The following is a 26,904-nucleotide window of genomic DNA, read 5'->3' on the forward strand; positions in this document are numbered from 1 at the left end:
CCATTCATTCAGCGAATCAGCTTGCCGATAGTCATGAAAATAATACGCACATCCAGCGCCAAGGAGCGCTGACGTACATACTCTTCATAAAAGCGCAGCTTGACCGGCATAACTTCCTCGATGTAGGTGCGCTCCGGGTCGGCCGATTCACCCAGCAGGCGATTTTCATCACGATACGTGATCGACGCGAGGTCCGTAATTCCTGGCTTGACGGAAAGTACCAGCTCGCGTTGCGTACTCGTGTACAGCGCCACATACTTCGGCACTTCCGGCCGCGGCCCGACCAGGCTCATATCACCGATGAGCACATTGAGCAGTTGCGGCAACTCGTCAAGTTTGTAGTGACGCAGCCGGTGTCCGACACCAGTGATGCGCGCGTCGCGCCCGACGGTGATCTGCCCCTGCGCTTCCGTGCCAACCGTCATCGTACGGAACTTAAAAATACGAAACAGGACACCATGCTGCCCCACCCGTTCTTGGCGAAAAAACACCGGTCCCGCGGAGTCCAGTTTCACCCATACGGCAATCAGCACCAACAACGGCGCCAGCAGCAGCAAACCGCACAGCGCCGCGATGACATCGAAAATACGTTTGATCAACACAGCAACTCGCGCAGCGTGCGGATCACCCGTTCCTGGTCCTCATCCGTCATGGCAGTATACAAAGGCAAACTGACCATCGCATGATAGGCCGCCTCCGCCTCGGGGAATTGTTCCGGCGCAAGATGATAGGTATCACGCCAGTAAGGATGACGGTGCAACGGAATGTAATGGACGCTGGTGCCAATACCGTGGTCGGACAGCTTCTGGATCAGCTCATTGCGGCCAATCGGCGCCGCAGAGGTCAAGCGTACGACGTACAGGTGCCAGGCATGTTCGCCACCATCAGCAGCCTCGGCCGGCAGCAGCAACGGCAGATCCGCCAGCCCCTCAAAATAGCGCCGCGCAAGTTGCTGGCGGCGGGCCGAAAACGCATTGATCTTGCGCAACTGATGGATGCCCATCGCTGAAGCGATATCGGTCAGATTGTATTTGTAGCCAGGCGCAACTACTTCATAGGCCCAGGCCGGGGTCTTCGAGACGAAACGATCGAAGGCATCGCGGCTGATGCCGTGAATACGCATCATCTTGATGCGGGTGGCGATGTCAGCGTCGCGCGTGACGACCATGCCACCCTCACCTGTAGTCATCGTCTTGTTGGCATAGAAACTGAACACGGTGACGTCGCTGTCCAGGGTACCGATCAAACGTCCTTTATAGCGCGTTGGGAACGCATGCGCAGCATCTTCGACGACACGCAATTTGTGTTCACGCGCCAACGCCAGAATGGCATCCATGTCGCAGGCCAGGCCGGCGTAGTGAACAGGCATGATGACTTTCGTGCGTGGCGTAATGGCCGCACGAATCGCCTCCAGCGACAGGTTCAGCGTGACCGGGTCGGTGTCGACAAAAACCGGATCGGCCCCCATGTAACGCACGACTTCCGCCGTGGCGGTAAACGTCATGGTTGGCACAATCACTTCATCGCCAGGACCGACGCCGAGCGCCTCCAGGGCCAGGTGCAAACCGGCGGTGGCCGAATTGACAGCGATCGCCTCGACACCATCGCCGATATAGGCGGCGAAATCCTGTTCGAACTGCTTGGTCTTCGGGCCCGTCGTGACCCAGCCGGAACGCAGACATTCGACTACGGCGGCAATTTCATCGTCACCGATTTCAGGTAATGCGAAGGGCAGGAATTTTTGTTCTGTCGTCAAAATAAATACCTCAGGTTGGCATAACGAACGCCCTTTACGGCGCCTTAGTTATGCGATCAATGAAACGATTCTATCGGCAGGCGTCGATGAAGCGCTGGGCCAGCACGGGATAGGTATGGTTTTCCAGCACAAACCGCCGGCCCTTCTGGCCCATGTCCGCCCGCTCCTCGTCGCTTAATGCCAGCAGGCTTTCAATGGCATGCACCAGCGCAGCCGGATCGCCAGGAGAAATGGTCAGTCCGCAGCCGGCTTCACCGACCGGGTCGTTGCCCGACTCAATGGCCTGAATGATCGGTTTGGCGGCCATCATATAGTCCATCATTTTATTTGGACTGACCCCAAAACGGTAAATAGGCACCCGTTGCGAGCCGATGAATACCACATCCATCTTTTCCAGCAGGGCCGGGATCGACTGTTTCGGAACAGGATCGAAAAAGTGCACATTATCGAGCTTGAACTCGGTCTTCATGGCCAGCAGCTTGCGTTTTTCCGAACCATCACCGACCAGGACAAAGACCACTGGCCGGTCAGCCAACAGGCGCGCCGCCAGAAGGACATTGTCCATCGCATTGGCCGGGCCATGCGAACCGGCATAGCCGACCACGCGCGCCCCGCCCCGTTTGAGCGCGTCGATCTGTTCAAGCACCGGCAAGTTTGGCGCCTGTTCGGGCGCACGCCATTCATCGACGTCAATGCCGTTCGGGACATAGGCAAATTTCTCACGCGCCATGCCATGTGCCATCATGTGTTCGAGCGCCTTGGGCAGCATGGAAACCACCTTGTCAGCAGTGCGGTATGCCCAGTTCTCGGCGTACTGCAATAGCATGATGAATGGATGGCGCGGCGACATGCCACCTAACTCAATAGGGCTGAGCGGCCACAGGTCGTGTACCTCGAAACATAGTTTGGCACCGCATTGAGCGGCGATGCGTTTGGCCGGAAAGATATCGAGCGGGTAGGTCGAAGACGCGATCACCAGATCTGGCTTGACCAGTTTGCCGATGCGTCGCCCGTAGAACAGCATCTGCGCCACAAAGGAAAACATGTTGAGTACGCGGCCGCTGCCATTCCCGTCGTATTTCGGGCTACGCAGCCAACGGTATTCGATACCATCCACCTCTTCACGCGCAAGAGCACGGTCAACCACAGGATTGGTGCGGCGCAGGTGCGAGAAATCCGCGCCGACGATAGTCACATTGTGCCCCTGCCTGACCCATTCACGGGCAAGATAATAGGGACGGTATTCCATGCCGTAATGGGGATTACCGGCATAGTGATTGATCAACAATATATTCATGAAAACAGTCTAAGGACTTTTTTTGATCAAGGGGCGAGCTGGATTGCCAGCCACGGTTATTCCGGCCTCGACGTCTTTCACAACCACGGCGCCTAATCCAACCACCGCTCCAGGTCCAATCTTGCGCTTCTCGAGAATGGAGGCATTCGGCGCAATCCAAGCGCCGGCGCCGATCACTACGCTGCCGCTCACTTCGGCACAGGCAATCACCATCGCATCGGCACCAACTTCAACATTGTGAGCAATGTGCACATGATCGTCGATCTTGCAGCCATCCATCAGTACGGTATTGCCGATGGTGCCGCGGCATACTGTCGTGAGGCTACCAACTTCGACGTCGTCACCAATGATGACACTTCCCAGATGGGGGATACGAATCGGCCGTCCGGATGCATCGGACTCGAAACCATAGCCTTCTTCGCCGATCACAGCGCAAGACTTGATCAGGCAGTTACGGCCGATACGTACGCCATCGGCGATCACGACATTATGATAGATCTCCGTACCCTCACCGATTTCCACACCATTGCCGATCACCGTATTGCGGCCGACACGTACGCTAGGGTGGATACGCGGTGGTTCCGTGTGCTCGCAAAAGCCGATCTTGACTTGCAGCAGGCGCAGTGCCAGCGCAAAATCGAGGCGTGGATTATCGGACTCGATCAAGGCCAGGCCATCCCGCGCCATGGAAAGCGGACCGATTACCGTGCAGGCGACGGAGCCGAGTTCACGGTCCGCCTTGGAAAATACCAATGCACCTTCCGTGACGTGATCGACCGAACGAATTTCCATGATAGGCAGGTCGCTGCCGTGCAAAGTACGGCCCAGTGCCGAGGCCAGCCAGGCTGCCGTGGCGGGGCGGTTTAAGCGATTATCCATCGGATCACCTCAAATGATTCTGCATATTGCGTACCGATCTGGGTACCACGGAAAACGGCCTGGCTCTTCACCACCTCGGCAGAAGCGTACACGCGATGTGCCTGCGATTGGTAGCGCGCCAGCGACTCCACCTTCTTGCCCACATCCTGCTCACTAAGGTGTACGAAGCAGCTCGTGCGGAAATCGAGATTGTTCCATGGCACTTCATAGCCAAGCATGGTGGTACGCTTGAATGCGCGGAAACCTTCATGCGCAATCACATGGTGATCCTGATGGGTATCGTTAGGACTAGGTAAAAATACCAAATCGGGCTGCAGCTCGCGATTCAGCTTGACCATTTCGTCGAGAATAGCCTGACGCTGCTCGGGGAATTTGCGAACTTCGAAATCGAGCACGATACAATCTTCAGGAGCGATACCCAACACCAAGGTGGCTTCCTTGACTTCCTTGCGCAAGATGTCACGCGGCAAATGGGGTAACACCGATTGCTCCGCTGCAGAAAATGCCACGTATACGGCACGCCAGCCTTCGCTGACATATTTCGCAATCGTTCCGCCACAGCCGAATTCGCCGTCGTCGGTATGCGGTGCAAGCACCAGCAAAGTTTTTACTCTATGGATATCAGCCATGTAATCTGCACCTTCAATAAATTATTAGAAACGCCGCACTTGGCACTGGCCGTGACTCCTACTTGGAAGCATTACAACAGCATCGATAATAAACCCGAAGCCTTCCGACACGCCAGCGCCGTAGATCTACTTACGCCGCCACAGTCTGTCTATAGGCATCGCGCATCAATGTCACACAATGATCCCAGGAAAATTGCTGGCACACCCTGGCACGTCCTGCCACGCCAAGACGGTTGCGCAAGGCACTATCTTGCACCAGCAGGTATAAGGCGTCTGCCAGCGCTTGCGGGTTTTCGTTTGGAATGATCAAGCCCGTTTCATTTTCGGCTACCACCTCCGGCAACCCTCCCATACGCGATACCACCACCGGCAATGCACAGCTCGACGCTTCCAGAATCGCCACGCCGAAGCTCTCACTGTCGTTGCGGCTCGCCGCCACATAGATATCGAGGCGGTTCAACCAGTCCGGTACGGCTGTGTGGTCAACCTGACCCGCGAAGGTAACACTGGCTTCAAGTCCCAGCTGCGCAACCAGCGCCTGCAACACTGCAGTCTCGCCCCCACCACCGACCAGCAACAGTTCAAGACGCCCGAGCAAATCATCTGCTTTTTCGTCTTGCAAGCGTTGCCTCAATAACGCATAGCCATGGATGAGAATATCGATACCGTACTTTTTCGCCATCGTCTTGACGGTGCCAATCACCAGGCGCCCGTCAGCTGCTCTCGGTACTGGCACGAATCGCGCGGTGTCGATACCGAACGGCGTGACAAAAATCGGGGCCAACTCGGGACACAACGAGCGCGTCTGCTCCGCCATGACATGGCTCGTGGAAGCGATGCGGCCGGCAGCCCTCAAATTGCGCTTGATCAACCACATCTTGAACCGCGACTCGTAGGGGAATTCGTAGACGTCCGCCCCCCATACCGACAACAGCGAAGGTCCGCGCCAGACCCCTGCCATCAAGGTGCCGTAACCGCTGGCATAATGGCAATTAAGCAAATCCGGCGACATCTCTGCAAGCACCTTGCCCAAGGCGCGCCGATTCAGGAAATAGCCCTTTCCGCCACGGTAAGGCAGCAGATGAACGCGTACGCGATCAGAGTACTGATGAACATCAAAATCGTGCTGAGTGACCAAGTGTACTTCGATATCCTGCTGTGCCAGTGCATTGCACCAGCGGCTAACATGAATAGAATTGGCTGGTCCAAGAATGGCTATTTTCATATTTCGTTTTTGTTGTTGTCGGTTTTTTGCCAATGTGGCGCCCCTCTGGCGGTCCACTCCATCAACCGGCAAATCAGGTAAATAAGAGGCAGCGGATAAATAATATAACCGAGGCCAATCACGATATTTCCACGAGCAATCATCAGCAATGCTGGCAGCCCAAGTCCAAGAAGGATTGCCGTCATGGCTGGTGGCGCCCGCTGCAGCAACGACTCAAATACCGTCAGTAAAAATGCGAATAGCAACGGGTAAAGAAGGGCACCGAACCAGCCAGCGTTGAGCAGCGCATCACCCCAAATCAAAAAGTGAAGGGACCCGGGAATACCTTGATGCGAACTATCGATCATTTCTGTTAACCAAGGATTATCGTTGAATAATCCATCGTTCAAGGCGGCGGTCCAGACCTGATAGGTTACGTCCAACGGCTTGAGGGGAATATCGGCCAGTTCGCGCGGCAACAGAATAAGCAAGGCCCGATGCAAGGTGGGCATTGGACCAGCACTCCAGCCTTCGAGGTACTTGTGTACGATGTAAAAGTAATACTTCATGATATTGTCTTCGCCGCCGAAAAGACCGCCCCCGTCAACGGAGCTGCCAATCGCATCGAGCAGGCTTGAAAAATCCATGCTCAGCATAGCGCTCAAACCGATGCCACGCGCAGCGCGCGACAGTACATGCATCGACAGCGCGGCCACTGCGCCACCGAGCAAAACGTACAAGCGGCGAGAAAAACTGATGCGATCAGATAAAAACAATTCATAGTAGAAATAGCCACCAAGACAGAACAACATGGCCCGCGAGCCGGTTACCATGAAGACGCCCAAGCAGCAAAGCACCAGCAAAACAAATCTGATGCGGCTTTTATAGAACACGGGAGCAAGGGAGAATGCCACGAGTCCCAGCAAATTGGATACGCCATCAAGCAAAGTGAGGCCTTCGCTGCGCTGCTCCGACCAATTGAGCATCAAGAAATCGAGGCCATTACGGGCCTTGATTAACGCAATGATGACAAATATCCCGGTAACCAGAAAAAAGAGCCGTTTCCAAGCTTGTTCGTCAAAAACCAGTTTCCGATAAGAGCTGCCGCGCGGCAGAAGCCAACCGCCCAGCAGGTATAGAAACACGCAGAACAAGACATTACAGGCAAAAAGAAACAGCATGCCGGCGTACAGCACCCGAGTACCATAGGCCGCTTCAATGGATGCCTCGTTGATTGATAGCGTGTAATAAAACAATGCCATCAATAAAATAGCATAGTAGCGGGATTTCGATATCGAATACAGAATACTGGGCACAAGAACCAATGCCGACAGGAAAGAGATCATGGTAAAAGCGAATCCTGGTCAGGTATGCAAGGCCGATGGAAAGCCAATCAGGCGGCCATAACTGCAGCTAAAAATATTCTTAAGGCAATATGCCATATAAGCGAAACAGCACACCTCTCCAGCGACCCAACACAGGGCGATGTCACGGGCGCTGGTCGGCCGCAAAACAAGAATGGCCAGAACAATGAAAACCGAGCGCACGATATTGGCATAAGCAACACTCTGGTGATGTCCCTGTGCCATCAACATCGGCGGCAAGATACGATTGTGCAGCCAGAAAAAACTGGCGCCAATGAAGCAAAGTGCAGAAGCACCTGCAGGGGCGAAACCGGCGCCAAAAACCATGGAAATCATCGGTGGCAGCGCTAACCATCCGAGAGGAAGAGCAAGTATGCCCAACAGGCTGCAACCGAGCGCCAGCTTTTCATATTCGGCCTGCGCAACGGCGCCGTTACCCTTCTTCGACCAATGGTTGTATAGCACCGGCGCGACCATATTCAAGGCAGTCACCATGGCATTCAAAAACAGCAACGACATACCAAAATAGCCAGCCTCAGTATGGCTGCCCGCAGCCCGCGCCAACATCCAGAAAGTCAGTGCAGGTACAATTGTAGTGGTAATAGCTGGAATGAAAGACCAAGCGCCCTCTTTCATCAAGATACGGCAGTCGGCCCCCAACGCTCCCCCTCCACGCAAGTCGAAACCTGCCGTTCGCCCTACTTCGGCGCTGGCGCACAAGGCAGCACAAACGAAACTCCACATGAGCAATTGGGGCAGTATGGTGAAGTCGTTACCTATGCCAAGAAAAAATATCAGCGGCAGGCAAATCAAGCCGGGGCTTGCTGTAATCAGATTAAACAGCAGAGGGCTGGAGTTACTCAGAGCAACGGCGCGGAATAAACCGTGCAGCACCATCGCCAGCGCACAGGCACACATCAGCCAGACATCGCGCAGACTTAATGCTGTCGCCTGAGCTAAATAATTTCCCCCAAACGCTCCCAGCAGCAGCAATAGCGCTGCCAGAGCCAGGCCATAGTGCACGATCAATCCCGCAGCGCGGCGCGCACTGATCCGCCCTGCATTGATGTGAAAGGTCAGCGCCTGGGAGAAGCCAAACAGGCCTAACACGGAGATCAAGTCGATCCACGAACGGTAAGTACTGAAATAACCTTGGCCCTCGGGTCCAAAGCGACGTGAGACCACCACTGAGACAAGGAAAGTCGCAACCACACCGAAGCCTTGAATCAAGAGCGCGAGCCCCAGTTGCCGCTGTAACTTCATGCGTCCTCTTTATGCCAACGCAACGATGATCTGTTCCTGCTCCTGTGCAGTCAAGTCTGGCCCCATCGGCAGACTCATCACGCGCTGTGCAGCGCGCTCGGCATGAGGATAGGCACCCTTGTCGCCGAAGCCGGCATAAGCTGGCTGCAAATGCATGGGTACTGGATAATGTACCGCAGTAGGAATACCAGCGGCCTTCAGGCGTTCCTGAACAGCATCGCGCGACTCGACCAACACGGTAAACTGGCCGTACACGCTGCTGCGATCGGCACGCTGGCTGACCGTCTCGACTTTATTTTTCAGCAATTCATTGTAGCGCTGACCAATTTCCAGCCGCTGCGCCACCTCCCATTCAAAACGTTCGAGCTTGGCAAGTACCACCGCACATTGCAACGTATCCATACGGCCGCCAACGCCGATACGCGTATGCACATAGCGTTTCGACTGACCATGCACCCGAATTTCACGCATGGCCTGGGCAAGCGCATCGTCACTGGTAAAAATAGCGCCGCCGTCCCCGTAACAGCCCAAGGGCTTGCTCGGGAAAAAGCTCGTGCAGCCTATCGTCGACAGATTGCAACTCTTGCGGCCCTTGTACGTCGCGCCGAAGCTTTGCGCCGCGTCTTCGATAACTACCAGGCCATGACGCGCCGCGATAGCATTGATCTCATCCATGTCAGCCGGTTGACCATACAAGGAAACTGGCATTATGGCGCGCGTGCGTGGCGTGATTGCAGCTTCGATCAGAGCCGCGTTGATATTGCAAGTGTCAGGTTCGATGTCGACAAATACAGGCTTGGCGCCCAACAGCACGATCACTTCGGCCGTGGCGATGAAGGAGAATGGCGTGGTAATGATTTCGTCACCCGGTTTGACGCCGATGGCCATCAGCGCAATCAGCAGCGCCTCGGTACCCGAAGCAACAGTGATGCAATGTTTCGCCCCTGTATATTCCTGCAGCTTGCCTTCCAGCTCCTTGACTTCCGGACCCATAATATATTGGCCATGATCGAGAACTGCCTGAATGCGTGCGTTAACCTTGTCACGCAGGGCTACGTATTGCGCCTTGAGATCGATGAATTCCATGTTGGACTTTAATGTTAGTTGTTGATTAAGGCGCAGATGCCATCTTGCAATGTATAACGCTCGCCAGTGTGCTCGCAAACGGTTTCGCCGTCGCCGGTAAGAGGCAGCGCCAGCCGTTCGCCGAAACGGCTCATCCAGCCAACCTGACGCGCCGGCACGCCCACCATCAGGGCGAAGTCCGGAACGTTTCGATTGATCACGGCGCCCGCGCCAACGAAAGCATAAGCCCCTACAGTGCTGCCGCAGACAATGGTGCAATTGGCACCCAGCGTGGAGCCGCGTTTGATCAGCGTCTTGCGATACTCATCCTTGCGCGTTACCGCCGAGCGCGGGTTGTACACATTCGTAAATACCATGCTGGGACCACAAAACACGTCGTCCTCGATGGTCACGGCATCGTACACGGAGACATTGTTCTGGATTTTGACGTTGTTACCAATGACAACGTCATTGCCGACAAAAACGTTTTGCCCCAAGGAACAGCCTGCACCGATGCGTGCTCCACCGCAAACGTGAACAAAATGCCAGACGCGGGTAGTGTCCCCAATCGTTGCACCAGCGTCTACGATTGCACTCGAATGTATTGTGGCCGCCATCTTAATACTCCAGCGGTAATGCGACACGCTTGCCATCACGCGCTGAAAGGTAGGTGGCGATCAGCACTTCCATCGATTTCAAGCCTTCACGGCCGTCCGTCTCTGGTTCGGCTTCGCCACGCAATACCTTGATGACATTGTCGTAATACAGCGGATGGCCAAAACCATATACCGACGTGGTCTGATAACTGGCTTCCTTGACCTTCTCATCATCCGGGTGCGGCTCGGAAAACTCCCAATGCTGCACTTCGTTGACGGCAACACCACCGATACGTACTGTGCCTTTTTCACCCAGAATGGTGATGCTGCCTTCCAGATTGCGCGGGTAGGTCAGCATGGTCACGTTCATCGAACCGAGCGCACCATTACGCCAGCGCAGACTGATGACGCCGGTGTCCTCGACCTCGATATCGCGCTCCAGCGTGGCGGTGTAGGCATGCAGACTCTCGACGGGGCCGATGACCCAGTCGATCAGGTCGACATAATGGCTGGCCTGGTTCATGAAGGCGCCACCGTCGTATTCCCATGTACCGCGCCATTTCGCACTGTCATAGTATTCCTGCGGGCGGGTCCAGAAAACATTCAGGTTCACCATGTAAATACGACCGAAACGTTTTTCCTCGACGGCCTTCTTAAGCAACTGCAAGGTCGCATTACGGCGATTTTGTTTCACAACAAACAACCGCACATTGGCAGCATCACAGGCTTCGACCATGCGCTTGGCATCGTCCCAGCGGGTTGCCATCGGCTTTTCGGTGATGACGCTGTAGCCAGCCTCGGCAATCTGAATCGCCTGCTCCGGATGCATGCCGGACGGCGTCGTCAGAATAAACGCATCAGCCTGGCAATGCGCGAGCATCTCGGTCAGGCTGGCATAAGGCGTGGCGCCCGTGCTAGCGGCAGCTTCGGCCAGCGCTTGCGGATTAATATCGCACACGCCGACGAGTTCGCAACGGTCAGCATGCTGCTGGATCGCGCCGAAATGATTCTTGGCAATGCGTCCGCAGCCGAGCAGGGCAAAGCGGATCTTGCGGTCAGTGACCGGAGGGGGGAAATGGCGCATTCAATAATCTTTCGGAATTAGGCTTTGACAACGTTCGACGCCGGCGTCAGGTAGACACCACGCGTATCGACGATCAATTTTGCGTGCTCCTGAATCAAGGCGTAATCAAAGGCACGGTGATCGGTCGCCAGCAACACCACATCATAGGAGGCGATTGTGGCAGCGGTCAGTTCAACACTGGATAATTCAAAATGGTGTTCGCGCATCTTCGGGAAGACCGGCACGTGCGGATCCGAGTAAGCGATATCGGCGCCCTTGTCACGCAGAATCTCCATCAATTCCACCGATGGCGACTCGCGCATATCGTCCACATTCTTCTTGTAGGCAATACCCAGAACCAGCACCTTGCTGCCCTTGATCGAACGCGAGCGCTCATTGAGGGCATCGGCCAGCTTGCTGATGACCCAATGGGGCATGTCGCTGTTAATCTCGCCAGCGAGTTCAATGAAGCGGGTGTGCAGACCATATTGACGCGCTTTCCACGTCAGGTAGAACGGGTCGATCGGGATGCAATGGCCGCCCAGGCCAGGGCCCGGATAATAGGCGGTAAAGCCGAAAGGCTTGGTGGCCGCGGCACGAATGACTTCATGAATGTCGATATCCATCTTGTCAGCAATGATCTTCATTTCATTGACCAAACCGATATTGACAGCACGGTGTATATTTTCCAGCAACTTGGTCAACTCGGCCGCGCGTGTCGAACTGACCGGCACGACGGTATCGATGGCGGGGCTGTAAAGTGCGATGCCAGCCTGCTGGCAGGCCTCGGTGGTGCCGCCGCAAATCTTCGGAATGGTTCGGGTTTCGAAATGTTGGTTACCCGGATCTTCGCGCTCGGGCGAGAACACAAGAAATACTTCTTCACCGACCGTGAAACCGCCAGCCTCGATACGCGGCTTAAGTTCTTCATCGGTGGTCCCAGGGTAAGTAGTGCTTTCCAGCGAAACGATCTGGCCTGCACGCATATGCGGCACCAGCGCTTCTGTGGTACTCAGGACATAGCTCAGGTCTGGCTCACGGTAATCGTTCAGCGGAGTGGGCACGCAGATAATCAACGCATCGGCCTCAGTGGCGCGCGAAAAATCAGTGGTAGCCTCGAAACCCTTGGCACGCGCCGCATTGATGGATTCGGCGGAGATGTGTTCGATGTAACTTATTCCTTGATTCAGCTTATCGACCTTGACCTTATCGATATCGATACCCAGCACCTTGAAACCGACATCAGCATAACGCAGCATCAAAGGCAGGCCAACATAGCCCAAACCCACAATGCCGATAACCGCATTGCTATTTTCGAATTTCGAAATAAGTTCATTTAGAAACTTCTTGTTTTTGCTATCGTTCATTTTTAGGTTTAAATTCTTATATAATTACAACAATTACACCACCCCGAAAAAACGAAACGGACACATGCCGCACGTTAGGACATCAAGAAAGAAAGATGATATAAAGAAAGAGGAGAGCCAGATTGTAAAACGGTGGTCCAGTATAACGACTCCGAGCCTATCTGGATAGGCCTCGGAGCGGAAAAGGGCCGCGACACAGGGGCGCGCCATGGACTAATGTGACGCTTTTACTACTATAGACAGGAAAAATCATGCCCTGCCTGGTCACATAAAGTTACACTTTTTCATGGTAACACAAGCAATTCTGCATCCGCGCACGCCTGATGATCATTGCGGAACCGCCCCCGGCACGCTATCATCACAGGTCGAAAATATCTGCCGCGCACAGCTCCCTATAAGATGTATCAGGCCTATAAATTCACGGCACCACCAAGATTGAGGCCTCAGAACAGTTACACCATCACCATGCGCGCACGGACTCGATACCCAAGCCCCCATTCGGCAAATGAGTCTCCATTCATTATATATATGAAAGCACATGAAATTGTACGGGTCGATTACCTGCAAATTGACTACCCGGCGACTCATCAGTGAGTAAAATGAAAATATTTCTTGATTTATCCAGATTCCAAAAACAAATTATCGCCATAACGGCAGATTTTTTCTTATTACCTTTAACTTTTTGTTTGGCGATTATCCTCCGGTATGACGTCATCAACGCTGACGTCTACCGCAGTTATTTATGGCTCATAATTGCAGCTCCCTTGGTTTCAATCCCTATTTTCATCCGCCTCGGCTTGTATCGGGCCGTGATACGCTTCATTGACCAGAAGATCGTCTATGTTGTCATTCTTGGCGTCACGCTGTCGGTAGCCAGCCTGGTAGCGCTGGCCGCGTTCGCCACCCACATGACAGGGCTTTCGCGAGGCGTCTTTGGCATTTACTGGATCAGCGCAATTACTTACGTCGTGGCCAGTCGCTTTCTGACCCGTGGCTTTTTATTGCACGTAAAAAGCCCGAAACAGACGGTGCGCGTAGCCATTTATGGCGCTGGTAAGGCAGGATCACAACTGGCAAGTGTTCTGCGCGGCGGTCGCGAATACCTTCCGGTTGCGATCATCGACGACAAAACCGAACTGCAAGGCGCGTCGATTGCCGGCATCCGGGTTTATCCCCCATCGAGCCTGCCCAAATTGATCGGCAAACTGAACATCAGCGAAGTTCTGCTGGCCATGCCATCGATACCGAAGAGCCAGCAGAAACACATTCTCGACAAAATCGAATCCCTCAAAGTCAAGATCAAGGTGACACCACCTGTTGCCAGCCTGGTCAACGGTGAACTTCGCCTGCAGGACGTACGCGACATTGAGATAGAGGACTTGCTGGGACGTGACCAGGTGGCCCCGGACACAGACCTGGTCGCCACTTGCATCACCGGAAAGTCAGTATTGGTGACTGGTGCGGGCGGGTCGATCGGCTCCGAACTGTGCCGTCAGATCATCCGCCTGCGCCCCTCCAGACTCATACTTCTGGAAATGTCCGAGTTCGCACTGTACTCGATCAAACAGGAACTGAAGGGACTCAAGCACGCGCACGCTCTGGAACTCGAGTTGGTGCCCTTTCTTGGCTCCGTACTGGACACGGAAAAGTGTGCAATGATCCTGCGCACCTTCCAGGTCGAAACTGTATATCACGCGGCAGCCTACAAGCATGTGCCATTGGTGGAGCACAATCCGATTGAAGGCGTGCGCAACAATGTCTTCGGCACCTTGAGTATCGCACGCGCGGCGATGGACGCTGGCGTCAAATGCTTCGTCCTGATTTCAACAGACAAAGCCGTACGTCCGACGAATGTAATGGGCTCGACAAAACGCCTGGCTGAACTGATTTTGCAGGCATTTGCACAGGAACGTGGCAAGACGCGTTTTTGCATGGTGCGCTTCGGTAACGTACTGGGATCGTCCGGCTCGGTCGTGCCGCTCTTCCGCAAACAGATCATGGCGGGCGGCCCGATTACTCTGACGCACCCCGAAATCACACGCTATTTCATGACTATTCCTGAGGCGGCGCAACTGGTGCTGCAGGCTGGCGCAATGGGAGAAGGCGGTGACGTCTTCGTGCTTGACATGGGTGAGCCCGTCAAGATCGTGGATCTGGCCGAACGCATGGTGCATTTGAGCGGCCTGGAAGTAAAGAGCAAGTCGGCTCCGGACGGCATCGAAATCGTCCATGTCGGCCTGCGGCCCGGCGAGAAGCTGTACGAAGAACTTCTCATCGGTGACAATGTCGAAGGCACCGAACACCCACTGATCATGCGCGCGCAGGAATCCGAAATACCGCACGCGGAATTGCAGCTACTGCTACGCGAACTCGATGATGCCTGCGCACGTTTCGCCTACGAAGATGTGCGTATGGTACTACTGAAGGCGGTAAAGGAATATGCGCCACAATGCGGTATTGAAGATTTGATCTGGTCCGAAAAAAACAAAACGCAGGCGCCGCACTGATTACAACGCAGGCCTGGTAGAAGTACCAAGCCGGCCGCCTGGTGAGTAGCCTGCTTGGCTCCTTCGGGCATATTATTCATCCACACACAATTTGAGAAACCATATGGAAACGCAGGAAAAATTCACTCAACGCACGAGCAAACAGGATGGCGCGCTGATTTCCCCAACCGAGCTTCTGAGCACGCTGTGGCACGCGCGTCGCATGATTATCGGCATGACAGTGGCCTCCATCGCACTGGGCGTGAGCAGCACCGTGTATTGGGCCAAGTATAAGAGTGACGGATTCCTGCAATTTGGCGGCCCCATCCCCTTGCAACCAGAAAAAACGGCAAGGACAAAAGACGTCAAGGATGCAGGCTTCGGCATTCAGCTCAGCGACTACAAGCGCTATTCAGCAGCATTTGGCAGTCGCGGCCGCTTCGATGACTTTGTACAGGCCGTCAAACTCGAAAATGCTCCCGGGATCGCTACTCTGCGCAAGAACATCACCAGCGAAAAAAACCTGAACGCCATCATCGAACCCATTTTCCCTTTCACCAAACTCGATGCCAAGGACTTGATGGAGCAACCGAAAGAGAACAGCAATAATGTGATCGGTTTACGCATCAGCTACGAAGCCAGTACCCCGGAAGAGGCGCAACGTATCGTCGCCCTGCTGGGCCGTTACACTATGGACACAATTGTTTATCTGATTTATACGGATTCGCTGCGCTTCAAGCATCTGGAAATTACCGCAAAAATCACCAAGCTTGACAATGACATCATTGGCAGCAAGCAGAAACTGGCGGAATACAGCAGGCGCATCAACGACCTCAAACAAATCGTTGCACGCCACCCGAAGGCCGAAGTGCAAAATACATCGCAAGTCGTCACCGTGACGGATGAAAACTCACGTTACCTGTCGCCAGTAACGCAACTGATGAGTGCCGAGGTCGAGGCCAGTGCGGCGCAAGAAGCCATTTATCAGGCTAAACGGGAACAGCAACAATATCTGTTATTGCGTGATTACTACGATAGTGCCAAAGCGACACTCGACGCCAACAAGTCAGGCGAGGCAGTGCTACGCGCACTGGAAGCGAGCAAGGAACACGCATTCAAATCCAAAGACCTGAATGACGAACTGGTCAAGGAAGTGTACAACAAAATCACAATCGACAATCAGAACTCGCTCAATTTGTATCTGGAAAAAAGCCGCTTCATCGCCGGCCCGAGTTTGCCCGAAAACCGCACTACACGATTGTCAACGGCCCTGGTGGTAAGTGCCTTGCTCGGACTCTTTCTCGGCTGCCTGATTGCATTGGGACGGCAATGGTGGTTAGCGAACCGCGAGCAGTTAGCCAACTAACGATGTGATGTCGGCAGTATGATATTTATCTGCCGCAAGATTACCCAGTCCGGCCTGCCGAACTGGCAAACAAGCGCCCTCAAACGCTGCTTGATTAAAAGCCACTGGCGTACCACTCCGCTTTCCTGCCATTCAGCAACATCCAGTGCGCACCAAAATAAAAAACGCGCCATCGCATCGGCATGAAAATACCTGATGCGATGGCGCGCAAGTCAATACCGCTGCCAGGACAATCATGACGCCGCCACGTCTACAACAGAGTGGCGTCGGAACGTTTTCTGGCAATTGCATGGTACGCCAGCAAACGCTGTTTTCTGGCGATGCTCCTTATTGCTTCAGCAAACCACCCAGCAATGCCGCCACTTTCTGCTTCGGCTTGGCCGCAGTAGGCGCCATGCTGGCGGCAGCCGGGGCTGCGGCCTTGGCCGGCTCATATGGCTTGAGGAACCAGGGATCAGCCTTTTCGCGGCGTGCGCCGGGACCAAAAGCGGGACGCGCACCGCGCTCCGCGGAGCGGCTGTCGCGGCTATCGCCGGCATGGCGGCTCTCGGGGGCGCGCGCCGGGCGTGCCTCGCCACCTTCGCTGCGGCGTGGCGGACGGCGCTCGCTGTCGCCGCTGCGGGCGGGCGCCGGGTTGAAGCCCGTCAATTCGCCGCGCTTGATGCTTTGCTTGATGAGTTTCTCGATATCGGCCAGCAAGCGCTCGTCCTTATCCGAGTAGATCGAAATGGCGTCGCCCGAGGCGCCGGCGCGGCCCGTGCGGCCGATGCGGTGCACATAATCTTCCGCGTTGTACGGCAAGTCGAAGTTGATGACGCAAGGCAGGTCGGAAATATCCAGGCCGCGCGCCGCCACGTCGGTCGCCACCAGCACGTCGATTTCGCCCTTCTTGAACGCCTCCAGCGCCGCCATGCGTTCCTGCTGGCTCTTGTCGCCGTGAATCGCCGTGGCGCTCATGCCTTCCTGTTCCAGCACGCGGGCCAGGCGCGAAGCGCCGATCTTGGTGTTCGAGAATACGATGACCTGCTTCAGGTCGCGCTGGCGCAGCAGATGGGCGACCAGGGCATGCTTCTGGTCTTCCGTCACCTTGTAGACCACTTGCGTGACCTTGTCGGCCGTCTGGTTGCTGCGCGCCACTTCGATCGTCAGCGGATCGTTGAGGAAGGTGGCGGCCAGTTTCTTGATTTCTGGCGAGAACGTGGCCGAGAACATCAGGTTCTGGCGCTGTTTCGGCAACAAGTTGATGATGCGCTGCAAGTCCGGCAGGAAACCCATGTCCAGCATGCGGTCGGCCTCATCCATGACCAGCATCTGCACCTGGCTCAGGCTGATGTTCTTTTGCTCGATATGGTCGAGCAAGCGGCCCGGCGTGGCGATGACGATTTCCACGCCGCCGCGCAGGATGACGGTTTGCGGCTTCATATCCATGCCGCCGAAGACGACGGTCGAGCGCAGCGGCGTGTGCTTGGCGTAGGCCTTGACGTTTTCGGCCACCTGCACCGCCAGCTCACGCGTCGGCGTGAGGATCAGCGCGCGCACCGGGTGGCGCGCCGGCGACATGCTGCTGCTGGCGTGCGCCATCAGCAACTGGATGATCGGCAAGGAAAAACCGGCCGTCTTGCCGGTGCCCGTTTGCGCGGCGCCCATCACATCGCGGCCTTGCAGCACCACGGGGATCGCTTGTTCCTGGATCGGTGTCGGATGGGTGTAACCCTGGTCGGTCAAGGCGCGCTGGATTTCAGGCGCAAGGCCAAAGTCGGCAAAAGTCAGGCTGGGAGCAGCGGATGCGGCAGGTGCAGGTGCAGGTGCAGGTGCAGGCGCAGGCGCAGCGGCGACGGGCGCCGCTTCAGGGGCAATCGCCGGGCTGGGCGTAGGAGTCGATTCGGTTTCAGACATAAATTTTCTGGTGTGCCTCCGCACTGCGGAAGCCATGCTTTCTCAATAAACAACATTTCGGGGCACAGGCAGCTCCGTCTTGCAAGCCATGGATCATTGTTCTTGCGGCACCTCCGTGCTCCGGGACATGCTGTATGGCGTATGCGGGAGCGTCGAAGAGATGTGCTGCGATGGCGGCGGAGATCGCGCCGGCGGAACATCGCGCGCAGAAGATACAATATCAGTGCTGTAAACGATACCCTAATTCACCGCAACTGTACACGGAAACCGTGATTTTTGAGCAAAAAGCGTTCCAGCAATAGACCTCCGGGATGCCGTATCATGCCGGCTCCGATGCCAGCTCCGCCGTCCCTGCCCTTACCATGCCCACCCCGCCTTTATCCCACGATCCGCAACCGCAGCCGCCCAGCAAACCGGGCAATGACGAGTGCTGCCACAGCGGCTGCACTTTTTGCGTACTGGAAATGTACCAGGAAGACCTGGCCGCCTACGAAGATGCCCTGAGGGCGTGGCAACAGCGCCAGCAAGCCGCTGCCGCGCCCGCCACCCAGAGCGTCAGGAAGCCGCGCAAGCGCGCTTAACTTAATTCAATTAAAAGCTTTCCCACTCATCCACCGGCGCCGCGCGGCGCGCCGTGCTGGCCAGTTGACGCGGCGCCGGTGCCGGCGTCACGGCTGCCGACGCCTTGACAGCCTTGACAGGCGCACGCGGCCGGTTTGCGGCGGCGCTGGCCGCATCGAGCTTGAAGATGCTGACCACCTCGCTCAGGCTGGCGGCCTGCTCCTGCATCGACTCGGCCGCCGCGGCAGCCTCTTCCACCAGGGCCGCATTTTGCTGCGTCACCTGGTCCATCTGGGTGATGGCCTGGTTAACCTGCTCGATACCGGCGCTCTGCTCGCTGCTGGCGGCCGTGATCTCGCTCATGATGTCCGTCACGCGGGTGATGCTGGCAACGATGTCATCCATCGTGCGGCCCGCCTGATCCACCAGTTTCGAGCCCGCCTCGACTTTCTCGACCGAATCGCCGATCAGCACCTTGATATCCTTGGCCGCCGCGGCCGAGCGTTGCGCCAGGTTGCGCACTTCCGTGGCGACGACGGCAAAGCCGCGCCCCTGCTCGCCTGCGCGCGCCGCCTCGACGGCCGCATTCAGGGCCAGGATATTGGTCTGGAAAGCAATCCCGTCGATAACGGCGATGATGTCGACGATCTTGCGCGACGAGGCATTGATCGACGCCATCGTCCCCACCACCTCGCTGACCACCTTGCCGCCCTCGATGGCGATGCTCGACGAGGTCTGCGCCATGGTGTTGGCCTGGCGCGCATTGTCCGCGTTCTGCTTCACGGTCGAGGTCAGCTCTTCCATCGACGAAGCCGTTTCTTCCAGCGAACTGGCCTGCTCTTCCGTGCGCGACGACAAATCCTGGTTGCCGGCCGCGATCTGGCTCGACGCCGTGGCGATGGTATCGGTGCCGCCGCGTACCTGGCCCACCAGGTTTTGCAGGCTGGCATTCATGTCTTTCAGGGCTTGCATCAATTGCCCCGTTTCGTCTTGCGATCGCACAACGATATGCGCCGTCAAGTCGCCAGCCGCCACCCGGCGCGCCACGCCGACGGCCTCGATCAGCGGACGCGCCACGCTGCGCGCCACCCACAGCGCCAGCAGCATGCCGATGATGACGATGCCCGCCACCAAGGCGATCAGGCTGGCGCGCGAGGCCGCATAGGTTGCGTCGGCGCTGGCGCTCGAGCGCACGCCGCCGTCCGTGTTAATCGCCACCAGTTTATCGAGCGCCGCCATCATGTCCGTCATGACCTGGGCCGACGGTCCCACGGCCAGCGCGCGCGCCTCTTCCTTTTTCATCTCGCGCGACAGGCTCAGCATGGTTGCATGCAGGCGCATGAATTCATCGTTGAGCGCCAGGAAGCGCTCAAACACTTCCTTCTCGCCCGGTTCGGAAATCAGGCTGCGGTACTTGTCGGCATCGGCCTTCAGCCTGGCCTGGGTTTCCGTCATGCGCGTTTCGTTCTGCGCCATGTCGGCATCCTGCGCGGCCAGCATGTGCGCCAGTTCCCAGCGGCGGAAATCGCTGACATCGCTGCGCATGGACATGGCCGCCAGCACGCTGGGCATCCAGTTGTCGGACAGGTCCGTCGACGCGGTATTGATGCGCGCCATGGAAAAGATCGCCGACACGCCCAGCGCGGCCGTCAGCAGCAGCACGGCGCCAAACGACAAGATCAGCTTGGTGGCAATTTTCAGATCAAAAAACCATTTCATGCGTTGCGTTCCTTCATTAACAGGTAAACGGGACAAGACAGGCGCGCACCAACACGGCGCAGGTAATGCGGCGGCTCATACCGAAACGCCGGTTAAATTTCCACAAGGCAACATTTTATCACCGACGCACTGCAGCGCAGAGTGGTTTGATCGCGGCATGCGGCCAAAGTTCAGGTGTAGCGGGCAGCGCGCCGCATTTTTGTCCAAACACGGTTGTTTCCAAACGGGAAAATGAAGAGCGGGCGTAGGAGTTGGATGACACGGGGCAATGTTCCTAGCCTACATAAGCACGTCGGCTCATCCGATGCCCGTCATTGCCCCCTGGTTCTATAGTGGATACAAGATTCAGCACAACGCTAGCAAGCCAGAAAAGCAGCGCCATCCAACAAAATCAGAAGACGAGGCCCTACCATGTACAAAGCTTATAGCAACCTGACACCAGCAACGAATAGCCACGCAGCCGCCCAGCACAACTGGCAAGCCGCTCCGGCCACACCCATGATCAGCATCACGGGCGCCCAACAGAACGAATTGCTGCGCGCCTTGTCGCGCGCCGATCTGGAGCGCCTGTTTTGCCAGCTGGAATTGGTCGCTTTGCCTGCCGGCAAGCACCTGTTCGATTGCGGCGGCAAGATTGAATACACGTACTTCCCCACCAACGCCATCGTTTCCCTGCTGTATGTGATGGAAGACGGCGCCACCACCGAGATCGCCGTCATCGGCCGCGAAGGCGTGGCTGGCGTGGTGTTGTACGAAGCCGAGCGCGCCACCTGCACCGCCATCGTGCAGACGGCAGGCTACGGCTACCGCCTGAAAACCGCCTTCCTGCGCGAAGTGTTCAATGAAGGCGGCGCGCTGGCGCAATTGCTGATGCGCTACACCAGCGCCATGTTTGCGCAAATGGCGCAGAACGTGGTGGGCGGCCGTCATTGCAGCATCGAACAAAAACTGTGCCGCTGGCTGCTGGACCGCCTCGACCGTTCCCTGTCGAACGAACTGAAGGTCACGCAAGACACCATGGCCAACATGCTGGGCGTGCGCCGCGAAAGCGTCACCGTCACGGCGCGCAAGCTGCAGGACGAAGGCCTGATCCAGTACCGTCGCGGCACGGTCGAAGTGCTCGACCGCGAAGGCCTGGAAGCGGCCGCCGGCAATTGCTATAAAGCCGCACGCGCCGGTTTCGAACAATTCCGCAGCGGCATCAGCGCACACAATTAAGCCACGTCGCAAGCTGATGCGGCAGGAAAGCAACACCTTGTACCACCATTTGCCACTTCGTCTTGCTTGGCAACAATCCAGCCTCTATTATTCTCGTTGAAATTACCCAATAGAAATTTTAGTTTCAATTGGGTAATTTATCGCGTACATAATTAGACCAACGACTGGAGTCAGTAAGCATGAAACAGCAATACCTGATCGCCGCCCTACTGGCAGGCATGTTCTGCGCAAGCCAAGCCCAGGCAGAAATCGCCATCGCCGCCGACCTGGGTACGACTGGCGTCGGCGCCCACCTGAGCGTGCCGCTGCAATCGAATCTGAATGCCCGTTTTGGCGTCGGCTTCCTGAATTACTCCTACGACTCCAGCACCGAAGACGTCGACTACAAGCTGAAACTCAAACTGCGCACCTTCGACGCCTTGCTCGACTACTTCCCCATGGACGGCGCCTTCCGCGTCAGCGCCGGCGTCGTGTACAACGGCAATAAAATCGATGCCAAAGGCAAGCCGAACAAAAGCGGCAGCTACACATTGAACGGCAACACCTATACGGCGGCCAGCGCTGGCCAGCTGGACGGCACCATCGATTTCCGCAAGGTCGCCCCCTACATCGGCATCGGCTGGGGCAACCCGGTGAAAGAGGCCGGCTGGAGCATTTCCAGCGACATCGGCGTATTGTTCCAGGGTTCGCCGAAAACCTCGCTGCACAATACCGGCTGCGACCCGCTGGTCTGTGCCGCCCTGAAAACGGACGTTGCCGCTGAAAACGAAAAACTGTCCGACAAGGTCAAGGATTTCAAGGCGTATCCAGTGCTGCGCATCAGTGCCAGCTACCGCTTCTAAGCAGGTTTTCGCCCCTGGCGCCAACCCGCCAGGCAAGATATCAAGGCACGCTGCGGCGTGCCTTTTTATATTCGGGGTTGAAAAGGACTGCAGGCCAGACACTGCGGCACGCCGCACCTAACCGGCAGCAACGGTGGCGACCGGCCACCAACCCGGCCTGGCATCGTCAAACGAGTGGTACTCGGGTGCGAAGGCGGCCTGGGTCGCATCATCAAAACTGCCCACCAGCAAGGCCACCGTGGGCGCATCGTCGATGGCGCCGATGGAACTGCCGCAAACGGCGCAAAACGCCCGGCTGGAATAATCGGAAGAGCGGTAGGTGGCCGGCGCGCCGGCCGTGCCCGTCCAGCGCACTTGATCGCGCGCAAACTCCACCCACGCCACCGTCGGCGCCCCCGTGTGCTGCTGGCAATTGCGGCAGGAACAGCTGTGCGGATTGCTGCCCTCGCCTGTCACTTCAAAGCGCACCGCGCCACATAAGCAGCCGCCTGTTTGCACCGCATTTTCCATTGCCTCTCCTCGTTTGCACCGTTGCGCACCCTGCCAGCAGGAAACTACCCGGTACAATATTGCCATAACCCGCTCCCTGGCGCACCCATACAATATGGCGCCGGCACTATGAAAGAATAAATGGAAGACATCAATTGCGAAGGCTTGCCGCACATCCGCGTATTGGCAGGCGAAAACACCAGCGGTCCCGTGTATGAAACCCTGCCCGCGCGCCAGATCGACGAACACGTCTACGAACTGCTGGCCTCGCCCGGCCTGACCCTGAACCTGGCGCGCGGCGACATTGTCAGCATCGCCGACCCGCTCGCCCCCGCCGAAGTATTAAAGCGCGGCGGCAACTTCTGCATCCAGATCTACGCCGACGACGTGCCGCAAGCAGCAGTGGACCAGCTGGAACGCGACGTGCAAAGCCAGCTGGGCGGCACCATGGACGGCCAGTACAAGGGCAACCTCACCTTCAGCGTGCCGGGACACCACGGCATCTACAATGTCAACGGTCCCTTCGACGCCTTCCGAGAAGCAACGGGCGTGGAATGGTACTTCGCCAATATCTACGTCAACCTCGATGACGACGATGATGAAACCTTGCTCAACTGGTGGGTGGATATGTAAGGTTGTCCGTGCACCAGGCGGGGCCATGACACATGTCAATGTTCTGTATTGCTCTGGCACACATCAAGCTGCTTGCCCGCGCCTTGCATACGCTCTCCCTGTCGTCAGCCACAGAGAGCAACGCTATGCCCTACATTGCGCGTGCCGATTATGCGAAGCAAAAAGAGTTCGTGGGAAATGGCGAGTGCGTTACCCTGGTCAGGCACCTCACCGGCGCCCGTGCCTCATCGCTTTGGCGCGAAGGAAATAAAGTGCCGGATCTGCTGGAACAAGGCGGTATCGCGAAAGGTACAGTGATTGCCACCTTCGTCAACGGCCGCTATCAGGATCTGCGGCAGGGCAATCATGCGGCGCTGTTCATCCGCCAGGTGCCTGGCGGCATAGCAATTTTCGACCAGTGGCGTAACCACAAGCCCAGCGCCCGCGTGATCTACTTCGGCCGTTCGGCGGCCGGGGCATCGAATCGTCCCGAACGCTATTCGATAGTGGAATGAAGCCGCTCACACTGGCGACATTGGTCATCGCTGCCGCGGCGATGCGGCCAGTTGCCGCGGCCCCCATTGCGTCCGTTTCTTGCCCGCAAGCGCCTCCCTCAAGCTGGAACCTGCCGGCCAGCAAACTCGATGGCGTACGCGTGCTGTCCTATCCGGCGGATCAGCCGCCAGCAGCTGGCGAAGCGTTGCCTATCCTGGCCCCGGACAAGGAATGGACACGCAACGGCACCTTGCATCAACGCTGGGACATCAATTTTGATGCGCCCGAGTATCTGTTTCAGGTGGACTGCCTGTATGCGGGCACCGAACGCTACCTGCGCATGGCTTTGCCGGGCGTCAAACAGTGCGTTGCAGCCATTGCACAGCAAACGAAAATAGTCAGTTTTCAGTGCAAATAGTGCGCTCAATACCACTCCTCAAGTCACTCCCCGCAGTTGCGTCAAATATGCAAAAATCCATTCAGAAATGACTGGTAAGCAAGGTCAGCAAGCGGCAAGCGCGTTCGATGTGCGGCAGCCCTACGATTGACATATCTCAAGGTAGCGTCCCAGCACCTTGTCCATGCCCTGCTCGATGCATTCGACCACCAGCGCGTGGCCGATCGACACTTCCAGGATGCCGGGAATGTCCAGGAAGCGCGCCAGGTTGTGCAAATCGAGGTCGTGCCCCGCATTCACGCCCAGGCCCAGCGCCTGCGCCCGCCGCGCCGCCTGCCGATACGTGTCAAACACGGCCTCGGCCTGCGCGCCGCCATGACTCTCGGCAAACCGTTCCGTGTACAGCTCGACCCGCGCCGCGCCCACCTCGCGCGCCCATTCCAGCGCCGGATAGTCGGCATCGACGAACAGGCTGACGCGGATGCCCAGGTCATTCAATTCCCCAATGACGGGACGCAACAGCGTCGCATGCCGTTCGATCTCCCAACCGTGATCGGACGTCAGCTGGCCCGGCATATCGGGCACCAAGGTGCATTGCGCCGGGCGCGCGCTTTTCACCACCTCCAGAAAATCCGCCGCCGGATAGCCCTCCACATTCAGCTCGCGTCCCCGCTCCGCGCACAGGTGCTGCAAAGCGGCAACATCATCGTAGCGCGCATGGCGCTGGTCCGGGCGCGGGTGCAAGGTAATTCCGGCGGCGCCCAGGTCGAGGAAGCGCGCGGAAAACGCGAGCAGGTCCGGGAAATTGCGGCCGCGCGAATTGCGCAGCAGGGCGATTTTATTGACGTTGACGGAGAGCTGGGTCATGAAAGGAATGAAGTGAAAGTGACGGGTCTGGCAGCGATTGTAGCGGATCGCCCGCGCAGGGCACGGCCAACCGAACTCAGCGCTACGTGCTACGATGCAAGACAAGTTCCACGCTTTCAATACATACCATGACCTACCAGCTATTCCTGTTTGACCTGGACGATACCCTGCTCGACTTCCGGGCGTCCGAAAAACGCTCCTTCCTACACACCATGCATGAACTGGGCTTGCGCGACGGCATCGACGGGCTGTTTACCCAATACCAGGCGATCAACGTCGACCTGTGGAAACGTTTCGAGACGGGCAGCGTCACCAAGGATTTTCTGAAGGTGGAGCGCTTCCGCAAGACGTTTGCGCTGAACGGCATCGCCATCGACCCGGAACTGGCCAGCCGTTTGTATCTGGAATCGCTGCCGGACACGGTCGTGCTCATCGACGGCGCCAAACAGGTATGCGAAACGCTGTCGCGCATCGGCGAAGTGGGCATCATCACCAACGGCGTCGACGCCATCCAGAACCGCCGCATCGCCGCATCCGGCCTGGGCGACTACATTTCCTTCGTCGCCACCTCCGAAGCGTGCGGCCACGCCAAGCCGGACGTGCGCTTCTTCGACTACGCGGCCAACATGGCGCGCGCGTTCAGCAAGGAAACGACCATCATCATCGGCGACCGCCTGGACGCCGACATCCTGGGCGCCAACCGCTACGGCATAGCCAGCTGCTGGTTCAACCCGGACGGCATGGCCAACACCTCGGCCGCCATCCCCACCTGTGAAGTCGCCAGCCTGCACGACATCGTGCCGCTGCTGGGCATGATGCAGGTCAACTTGAAACAGGCTTGATCTTCCACAAGCGCACCACCTGAAATACGCTTGCAGGGGCACGAAAACACGCCGCTGTTCGCGTAGAGTGAAGGCAAGCGACCTGCCTGCCTGATTGCGCGTCAAGCGATCAATCGCGCGTCAGCACTTCCAGCAATTCGATCTCGAACACCAAATTGGAGTGCGGCGGTATCAAGCCCACCTGCCGCTCGCCATACGCCAGCGCCGCCGGCACCCACAGCTTGCGCGTGCCGCCCACTTGCATGCCGTGCAAACCCAGAATCCAGCCCTGGATGACCTTGTTATTGCTCAACACACAGCGAAAAGGCTCGCCCCGCTTGTGCGACGAGTCAAACTCCGTGCCATCTTCCAGCCAGCCCCGGTAATGGGCTGTGACCAGCGCGCCACGCGCCGCCGCTTTGCCGTCACCGACCACGATATCGTCAATCTTCACTTCAGCCGTCATCTCGTTTCATCCTTCATCAAAGCACCAAGCCGCGATTGTACGACAGCACGAAAAAAGCCCCGGCAGTCACCCGCCGGGGCTTGTTCTATTATTGCTCAATTCTGGTGGACCTCCCGTGAGTCGAACACGGCACCAACGGATTATGAGACACATGCTCTACCACTTTAAGCTACATTTCATTCGAAA

General features: G+C 57.0%; 26 protein-coding genes. 9 read left to right on the top strand and 17 right to left on the bottom strand.

Annotation, left to right across the window (positions count from 1 at the left end):
• Positions 1 to 8 precede the first annotated feature (8 nt).
• From D9M09_RS21865 to D9M09_RS21920, 12 genes are all read right to left on the bottom strand, one after another.
• On the bottom strand, positions 9 to 599 hold the full coding sequence (locus tag D9M09_RS21865; RefSeq protein ID WP_070224371.1) for a sugar transferase: 591 nt from the start codon (positions 597 to 599) through the stop codon (positions 9 to 11).
• Positions 596 to 1,756: a DegT/DnrJ/EryC1/StrS family aminotransferase gene (locus D9M09_RS21870; RefSeq protein ID WP_205602288.1), complete on the bottom strand. Its 1,161-nt coding sequence runs from the start codon at positions 1,754 to 1,756 to the stop codon at positions 596 to 598. The genes D9M09_RS21865 and D9M09_RS21870 overlap by 4 nt, the downstream gene beginning before the upstream one ends.
• A gap of 70 nt (positions 1,757 to 1,826) precedes the next feature.
• On the bottom strand, positions 1,827 to 3,053 hold the full coding sequence (locus D9M09_RS21875; protein ID WP_070224369.1) for a glycosyltransferase family 4 protein: 1,227 nt from the start codon (positions 3,051 to 3,053) through the stop codon (positions 1,827 to 1,829).
• Positions 3,054 to 3,062: 9 nt separating this feature from the next.
• Positions 3,063 to 3,932: a UDP-3-O-(3-hydroxymyristoyl)glucosamine N-acyltransferase gene (locus D9M09_RS21880; RefSeq protein WP_071653569.1), complete on the bottom strand. Its 870-nt coding sequence runs from the start codon at positions 3,930 to 3,932 to the stop codon at positions 3,063 to 3,065.
• The gene (locus D9M09_RS21885) at positions 3,917 to 4,561 is read right to left on the bottom strand and encodes a PIG-L deacetylase family protein (protein WP_070224367.1); all 645 of its coding nucleotides are present in this window, start codon (positions 4,559 to 4,561) and stop codon (positions 3,917 to 3,919) included. The genes D9M09_RS21880 and D9M09_RS21885 overlap by 16 nt, the downstream gene beginning before the upstream one ends.
• 130 nt (positions 4,562 to 4,691) lie before the next feature.
• Complete coding sequence (locus tag D9M09_RS21890; protein WP_121670364.1) at positions 4,692 to 5,786, bottom strand: glycosyltransferase; 1,095 nt, start codon at positions 5,784 to 5,786, stop codon at positions 4,692 to 4,694.
• Positions 5,783 to 7,111, bottom strand: coding sequence for a hypothetical protein (locus tag D9M09_RS21895; RefSeq protein ID WP_070224365.1), 1,329 nt, complete (start codon positions 7,109 to 7,111; stop codon positions 5,783 to 5,785). The genes D9M09_RS21890 and D9M09_RS21895 overlap by 4 nt, the downstream gene beginning before the upstream one ends.
• Positions 7,112 to 7,129: 18 nt before the next feature.
• Complete coding sequence (locus D9M09_RS21900; protein ID WP_070224364.1) at positions 7,130 to 8,392, bottom strand: lipopolysaccharide biosynthesis protein; 1,263 nt, start codon at positions 8,390 to 8,392, stop codon at positions 7,130 to 7,132.
• A gap of 9 nt (positions 8,393 to 8,401) precedes the next feature.
• Entirely contained in the window at positions 8,402 to 9,478 is a 1,077-nt protein-coding gene (locus D9M09_RS21905) for a DegT/DnrJ/EryC1/StrS family aminotransferase (RefSeq protein WP_070224363.1), read from the bottom strand.
• A 14-nt stretch (positions 9,479 to 9,492) separates the two neighbouring features.
• Positions 9,493 to 10,074, bottom strand: a complete 582-nt coding sequence (locus D9M09_RS21910; RefSeq protein WP_070224362.1) for an acyltransferase — start codon at positions 10,072 to 10,074, stop codon at positions 9,493 to 9,495.
• 1 nt (position 10,075) lies between these two features.
• Positions 10,076 to 11,137, bottom strand: coding sequence for a Gfo/Idh/MocA family protein (locus D9M09_RS21915; RefSeq protein WP_070224361.1), 1,062 nt, complete (start codon positions 11,135 to 11,137; stop codon positions 10,076 to 10,078).
• Positions 11,138 to 11,154: 17 nt separating this feature from the next.
• A complete protein-coding gene (locus tag D9M09_RS21920; RefSeq protein WP_070224360.1) occupies positions 11,155 to 12,483 on the bottom strand; it encodes a nucleotide sugar dehydrogenase in 1,329 nt (442 codons plus the stop codon).
• 599 nt (positions 12,484 to 13,082) lie between these two features.
• On the opposite strand from D9M09_RS21920, the gene D9M09_RS21925 reads away from it, so the two are divergent.
• Together D9M09_RS21925 and D9M09_RS21930 are read left to right on the top strand one after the other, a co-directional pair.
• Positions 13,083 to 14,990, top strand: coding sequence for a polysaccharide biosynthesis protein (locus tag D9M09_RS21925; RefSeq protein ID WP_070224359.1), 1,908 nt, complete (start codon positions 13,083 to 13,085; stop codon positions 14,988 to 14,990).
• A gap of 103 nt (positions 14,991 to 15,093) precedes the next feature.
• Positions 15,094 to 16,335 (top strand): lipopolysaccharide biosynthesis protein, encoded by a 1,242-nt coding sequence (locus D9M09_RS21930; protein WP_070224358.1) that lies wholly within the window; start codon positions 15,094 to 15,096, stop codon positions 16,333 to 16,335.
• A 327-nt stretch (positions 16,336 to 16,662) separates the two neighbouring features.
• Here D9M09_RS21930 and D9M09_RS21935 read toward each other — a convergent pair whose 3' ends face one another.
• Positions 16,663 to 18,231, bottom strand: coding sequence for a DEAD/DEAH box helicase (locus D9M09_RS21935; RefSeq protein ID WP_070224357.1), 1,569 nt, complete (start codon positions 18,229 to 18,231; stop codon positions 16,663 to 16,665).
• 362 nt (positions 18,232 to 18,593) lie between these two features.
• On the opposite strand from D9M09_RS21935, the gene D9M09_RS21940 reads away from it, so the two are divergent.
• Complete coding sequence (locus D9M09_RS21940) at positions 18,594 to 18,812, top strand: oxidoreductase-like domain-containing protein (RefSeq protein WP_070224406.1); 219 nt, start codon at positions 18,594 to 18,596, stop codon at positions 18,810 to 18,812.
• A gap of 10 nt (positions 18,813 to 18,822) precedes the next feature.
• Here the strand turns inward: D9M09_RS21940 and D9M09_RS21945 are convergent, their stop codons facing one another.
• The gene (locus D9M09_RS21945; RefSeq protein ID WP_070224356.1) at positions 18,823 to 20,511 is read right to left on the bottom strand and encodes a methyl-accepting chemotaxis protein; all 1,689 of its coding nucleotides are present in this window, start codon (positions 20,509 to 20,511) and stop codon (positions 18,823 to 18,825) included.
• 498 nt (positions 20,512 to 21,009) lie between these two features.
• Between D9M09_RS21945 and D9M09_RS21950 the strand changes: the two genes are divergently transcribed.
• Both D9M09_RS21950 and D9M09_RS21955 read left to right on the top strand, forming a co-directional pair.
• A complete protein-coding gene (locus D9M09_RS21950) occupies positions 21,010 to 21,729 on the top strand; it encodes a Crp/Fnr family transcriptional regulator (protein WP_035828139.1) in 720 nt (239 codons plus the stop codon).
• 179 nt (positions 21,730 to 21,908) lie between these two features.
• Positions 21,909 to 22,571, top strand: coding sequence for a hypothetical protein (locus tag D9M09_RS21955; RefSeq protein ID WP_175444717.1), 663 nt, complete (start codon positions 21,909 to 21,911; stop codon positions 22,569 to 22,571).
• Between the two features lie 117 nt (positions 22,572 to 22,688).
• Here the strand turns inward: D9M09_RS21955 and D9M09_RS21960 are convergent, their stop codons facing one another.
• Complete coding sequence (locus D9M09_RS21960) at positions 22,689 to 23,081, bottom strand: GFA family protein (RefSeq protein WP_121670365.1); 393 nt, start codon at positions 23,079 to 23,081, stop codon at positions 22,689 to 22,691.
• Between the two features lie 120 nt (positions 23,082 to 23,201).
• Here D9M09_RS21960 and D9M09_RS21965 point away from each other — a divergent pair, with 120 nt between their 5' ends.
• From D9M09_RS21965 to D9M09_RS29200, 3 genes are read left to right on the top strand one after another with little or no spacing between them, the layout of a single operon-like run.
• Positions 23,202 to 23,693, top strand: coding sequence for a DUF4265 domain-containing protein (locus D9M09_RS21965; RefSeq protein ID WP_121670366.1), 492 nt, complete (start codon positions 23,202 to 23,204; stop codon positions 23,691 to 23,693).
• A 38-nt stretch (positions 23,694 to 23,731) separates the two neighbouring features.
• Positions 23,732 to 24,187, top strand: coding sequence for a BPSL0067 family protein (locus D9M09_RS21970; protein ID WP_240453441.1), 456 nt, complete (start codon positions 23,732 to 23,734; stop codon positions 24,185 to 24,187).
• A complete protein-coding gene (locus tag D9M09_RS29200; protein ID WP_162995767.1) occupies positions 24,184 to 24,585 on the top strand; it encodes an STY0301 family protein in 402 nt (133 codons plus the stop codon). Before D9M09_RS21970 ends, D9M09_RS29200 begins: the two co-directional genes overlap by 4 nt.
• A 120-nt stretch (positions 24,586 to 24,705) precedes the next feature.
• On the opposite strand, the gene D9M09_RS21980 is transcribed toward D9M09_RS29200, so the two are convergent.
• Entirely contained in the window at positions 24,706 to 25,431 is a 726-nt protein-coding gene (locus D9M09_RS21980; RefSeq protein ID WP_121670369.1) for a pyridoxine 5'-phosphate synthase, read from the bottom strand.
• 128 nt (positions 25,432 to 25,559) lie between these two features.
• Here D9M09_RS21980 and D9M09_RS21985 point away from each other — a divergent pair, with 128 nt between their 5' ends.
• The gene (locus tag D9M09_RS21985) at positions 25,560 to 26,273 is read left to right on the top strand and encodes a YjjG family noncanonical pyrimidine nucleotidase (protein ID WP_121670370.1); all 714 of its coding nucleotides are present in this window, start codon (positions 25,560 to 25,562) and stop codon (positions 26,271 to 26,273) included.
• Between the two features lie 109 nt (positions 26,274 to 26,382).
• On the opposite strand, the gene D9M09_RS21990 is transcribed toward D9M09_RS21985, so the two are convergent.
• On the bottom strand, positions 26,383 to 26,718 hold the full coding sequence (locus D9M09_RS21990; protein WP_121670371.1) for an FKBP-type peptidyl-prolyl cis-trans isomerase: 336 nt from the start codon (positions 26,716 to 26,718) through the stop codon (positions 26,383 to 26,385).
• Between the last annotated feature and the right edge of the window lie 186 nt (positions 26,719 to 26,904).

This window comes from Janthinobacterium agaricidamnosum (assembly GCF_003667705.1).
GTDB lineage: Bacteria > Pseudomonadota > Gammaproteobacteria > Burkholderiales > Burkholderiaceae_D > Janthinobacterium.

What these genes read in the sequence shown, in the direction of transcription:
- D9M09_RS21955 (WP_175444717.1), top strand. Translation starts at nt 21,909, where the DNA reads ATGAAACAGCAATACCTGATCGCCGCCCTACTGGCAGGCATGTTCTGC.
- D9M09_RS21980 (WP_121670369.1), bottom strand. Translation starts at nt 25,431, where the DNA reads ATGACCCAGCTCTCCGTCAACGTCAATAAAATCGCCCTGCTGCGCAAT.
- D9M09_RS21885 (WP_070224367.1), bottom strand. Translation starts at nt 4,561, where the DNA reads ATGGCTGATATCCATAGAGTAAAAACTTTGCTGGTGCTTGCACCGCAT.
- D9M09_RS21875 (WP_070224369.1), bottom strand. Translation starts at nt 3,053, where the DNA reads ATGAATATATTGTTGATCAATCACTATGCCGGTAATCCCCATTACGGC.
- D9M09_RS21940 (WP_070224406.1), top strand. Translation starts at nt 18,594, where the DNA reads ATGCCCACCCCGCCTTTATCCCACGATCCGCAACCGCAGCCGCCCAGC.
- D9M09_RS21915 (WP_070224361.1), bottom strand. Translation starts at nt 11,137, where the DNA reads ATGCGCCATTTCCCCCCTCCGGTCACTGACCGCAAGATCCGCTTTGCC.
- D9M09_RS21950 (WP_035828139.1), top strand. Translation starts at nt 21,010, where the DNA reads ATGATCAGCATCACGGGCGCCCAACAGAACGAATTGCTGCGCGCCTTG.
- D9M09_RS21960 (WP_121670365.1), bottom strand. Translation starts at nt 23,081, where the DNA reads ATGGAAAATGCGGTGCAAACAGGCGGCTGCTTATGTGGCGCGGTGCGC.
- D9M09_RS21910 (WP_070224362.1), bottom strand. Translation starts at nt 10,074, where the DNA reads ATGGCGGCCACAATACATTCGAGTGCAATCGTAGACGCTGGTGCAACG.
- D9M09_RS21935 (WP_070224357.1), bottom strand. Translation starts at nt 18,231, where the DNA reads ATGTCTGAAACCGAATCGACTCCTACGCCCAGCCCGGCGATTGCCCCT.
- D9M09_RS21895 (WP_070224365.1), bottom strand. Translation starts at nt 7,111, where the DNA reads ATGATCTCTTTCCTGTCGGCATTGGTTCTTGTGCCCAGTATTCTGTAT.
- D9M09_RS21890 (WP_121670364.1), bottom strand. Translation starts at nt 5,786, where the DNA reads ATGAAAATAGCCATTCTTGGACCAGCCAATTCTATTCATGTTAGCCGC.
- D9M09_RS21880 (WP_071653569.1), bottom strand. Translation starts at nt 3,932, where the DNA reads ATGGATAATCGCTTAAACCGCCCCGCCACGGCAGCCTGGCTGGCCTCG.
- D9M09_RS21945 (WP_070224356.1), bottom strand. Translation starts at nt 20,511, where the DNA reads ATGAAATGGTTTTTTGATCTGAAAATTGCCACCAAGCTGATCTTGTCG.
- D9M09_RS21985 (WP_121670370.1), top strand. Translation starts at nt 25,560, where the DNA reads ATGACCTACCAGCTATTCCTGTTTGACCTGGACGATACCCTGCTCGAC.
- D9M09_RS21990 (WP_121670371.1), bottom strand. Translation starts at nt 26,718, where the DNA reads ATGACGGCTGAAGTGAAGATTGACGATATCGTGGTCGGTGACGGCAAA.
- D9M09_RS21965 (WP_121670366.1), top strand. Translation starts at nt 23,202, where the DNA reads ATGGAAGACATCAATTGCGAAGGCTTGCCGCACATCCGCGTATTGGCA.
- D9M09_RS21920 (WP_070224360.1), bottom strand. Translation starts at nt 12,483, where the DNA reads ATGAACGATAGCAAAAACAAGAAGTTTCTAAATGAACTTATTTCGAAA.
- D9M09_RS21970 (WP_240453441.1), top strand. Translation starts at nt 23,732, where the DNA reads ATGTTCTGTATTGCTCTGGCACACATCAAGCTGCTTGCCCGCGCCTTG.
- D9M09_RS21925 (WP_070224359.1), top strand. Translation starts at nt 13,083, where the DNA reads ATGAAAATATTTCTTGATTTATCCAGATTCCAAAAACAAATTATCGCC.
- D9M09_RS21930 (WP_070224358.1), top strand. Translation starts at nt 15,094, where the DNA reads ATGGAAACGCAGGAAAAATTCACTCAACGCACGAGCAAACAGGATGGC.
- D9M09_RS21900 (WP_070224364.1), bottom strand. Translation starts at nt 8,392, where the DNA reads ATGAAGTTACAGCGGCAACTGGGGCTCGCGCTCTTGATTCAAGGCTTC.
- D9M09_RS29200 (WP_162995767.1), top strand. Translation starts at nt 24,184, where the DNA reads ATGAAGCCGCTCACACTGGCGACATTGGTCATCGCTGCCGCGGCGATG.
- D9M09_RS21905 (WP_070224363.1), bottom strand. Translation starts at nt 9,478, where the DNA reads ATGGAATTCATCGATCTCAAGGCGCAATACGTAGCCCTGCGTGACAAG.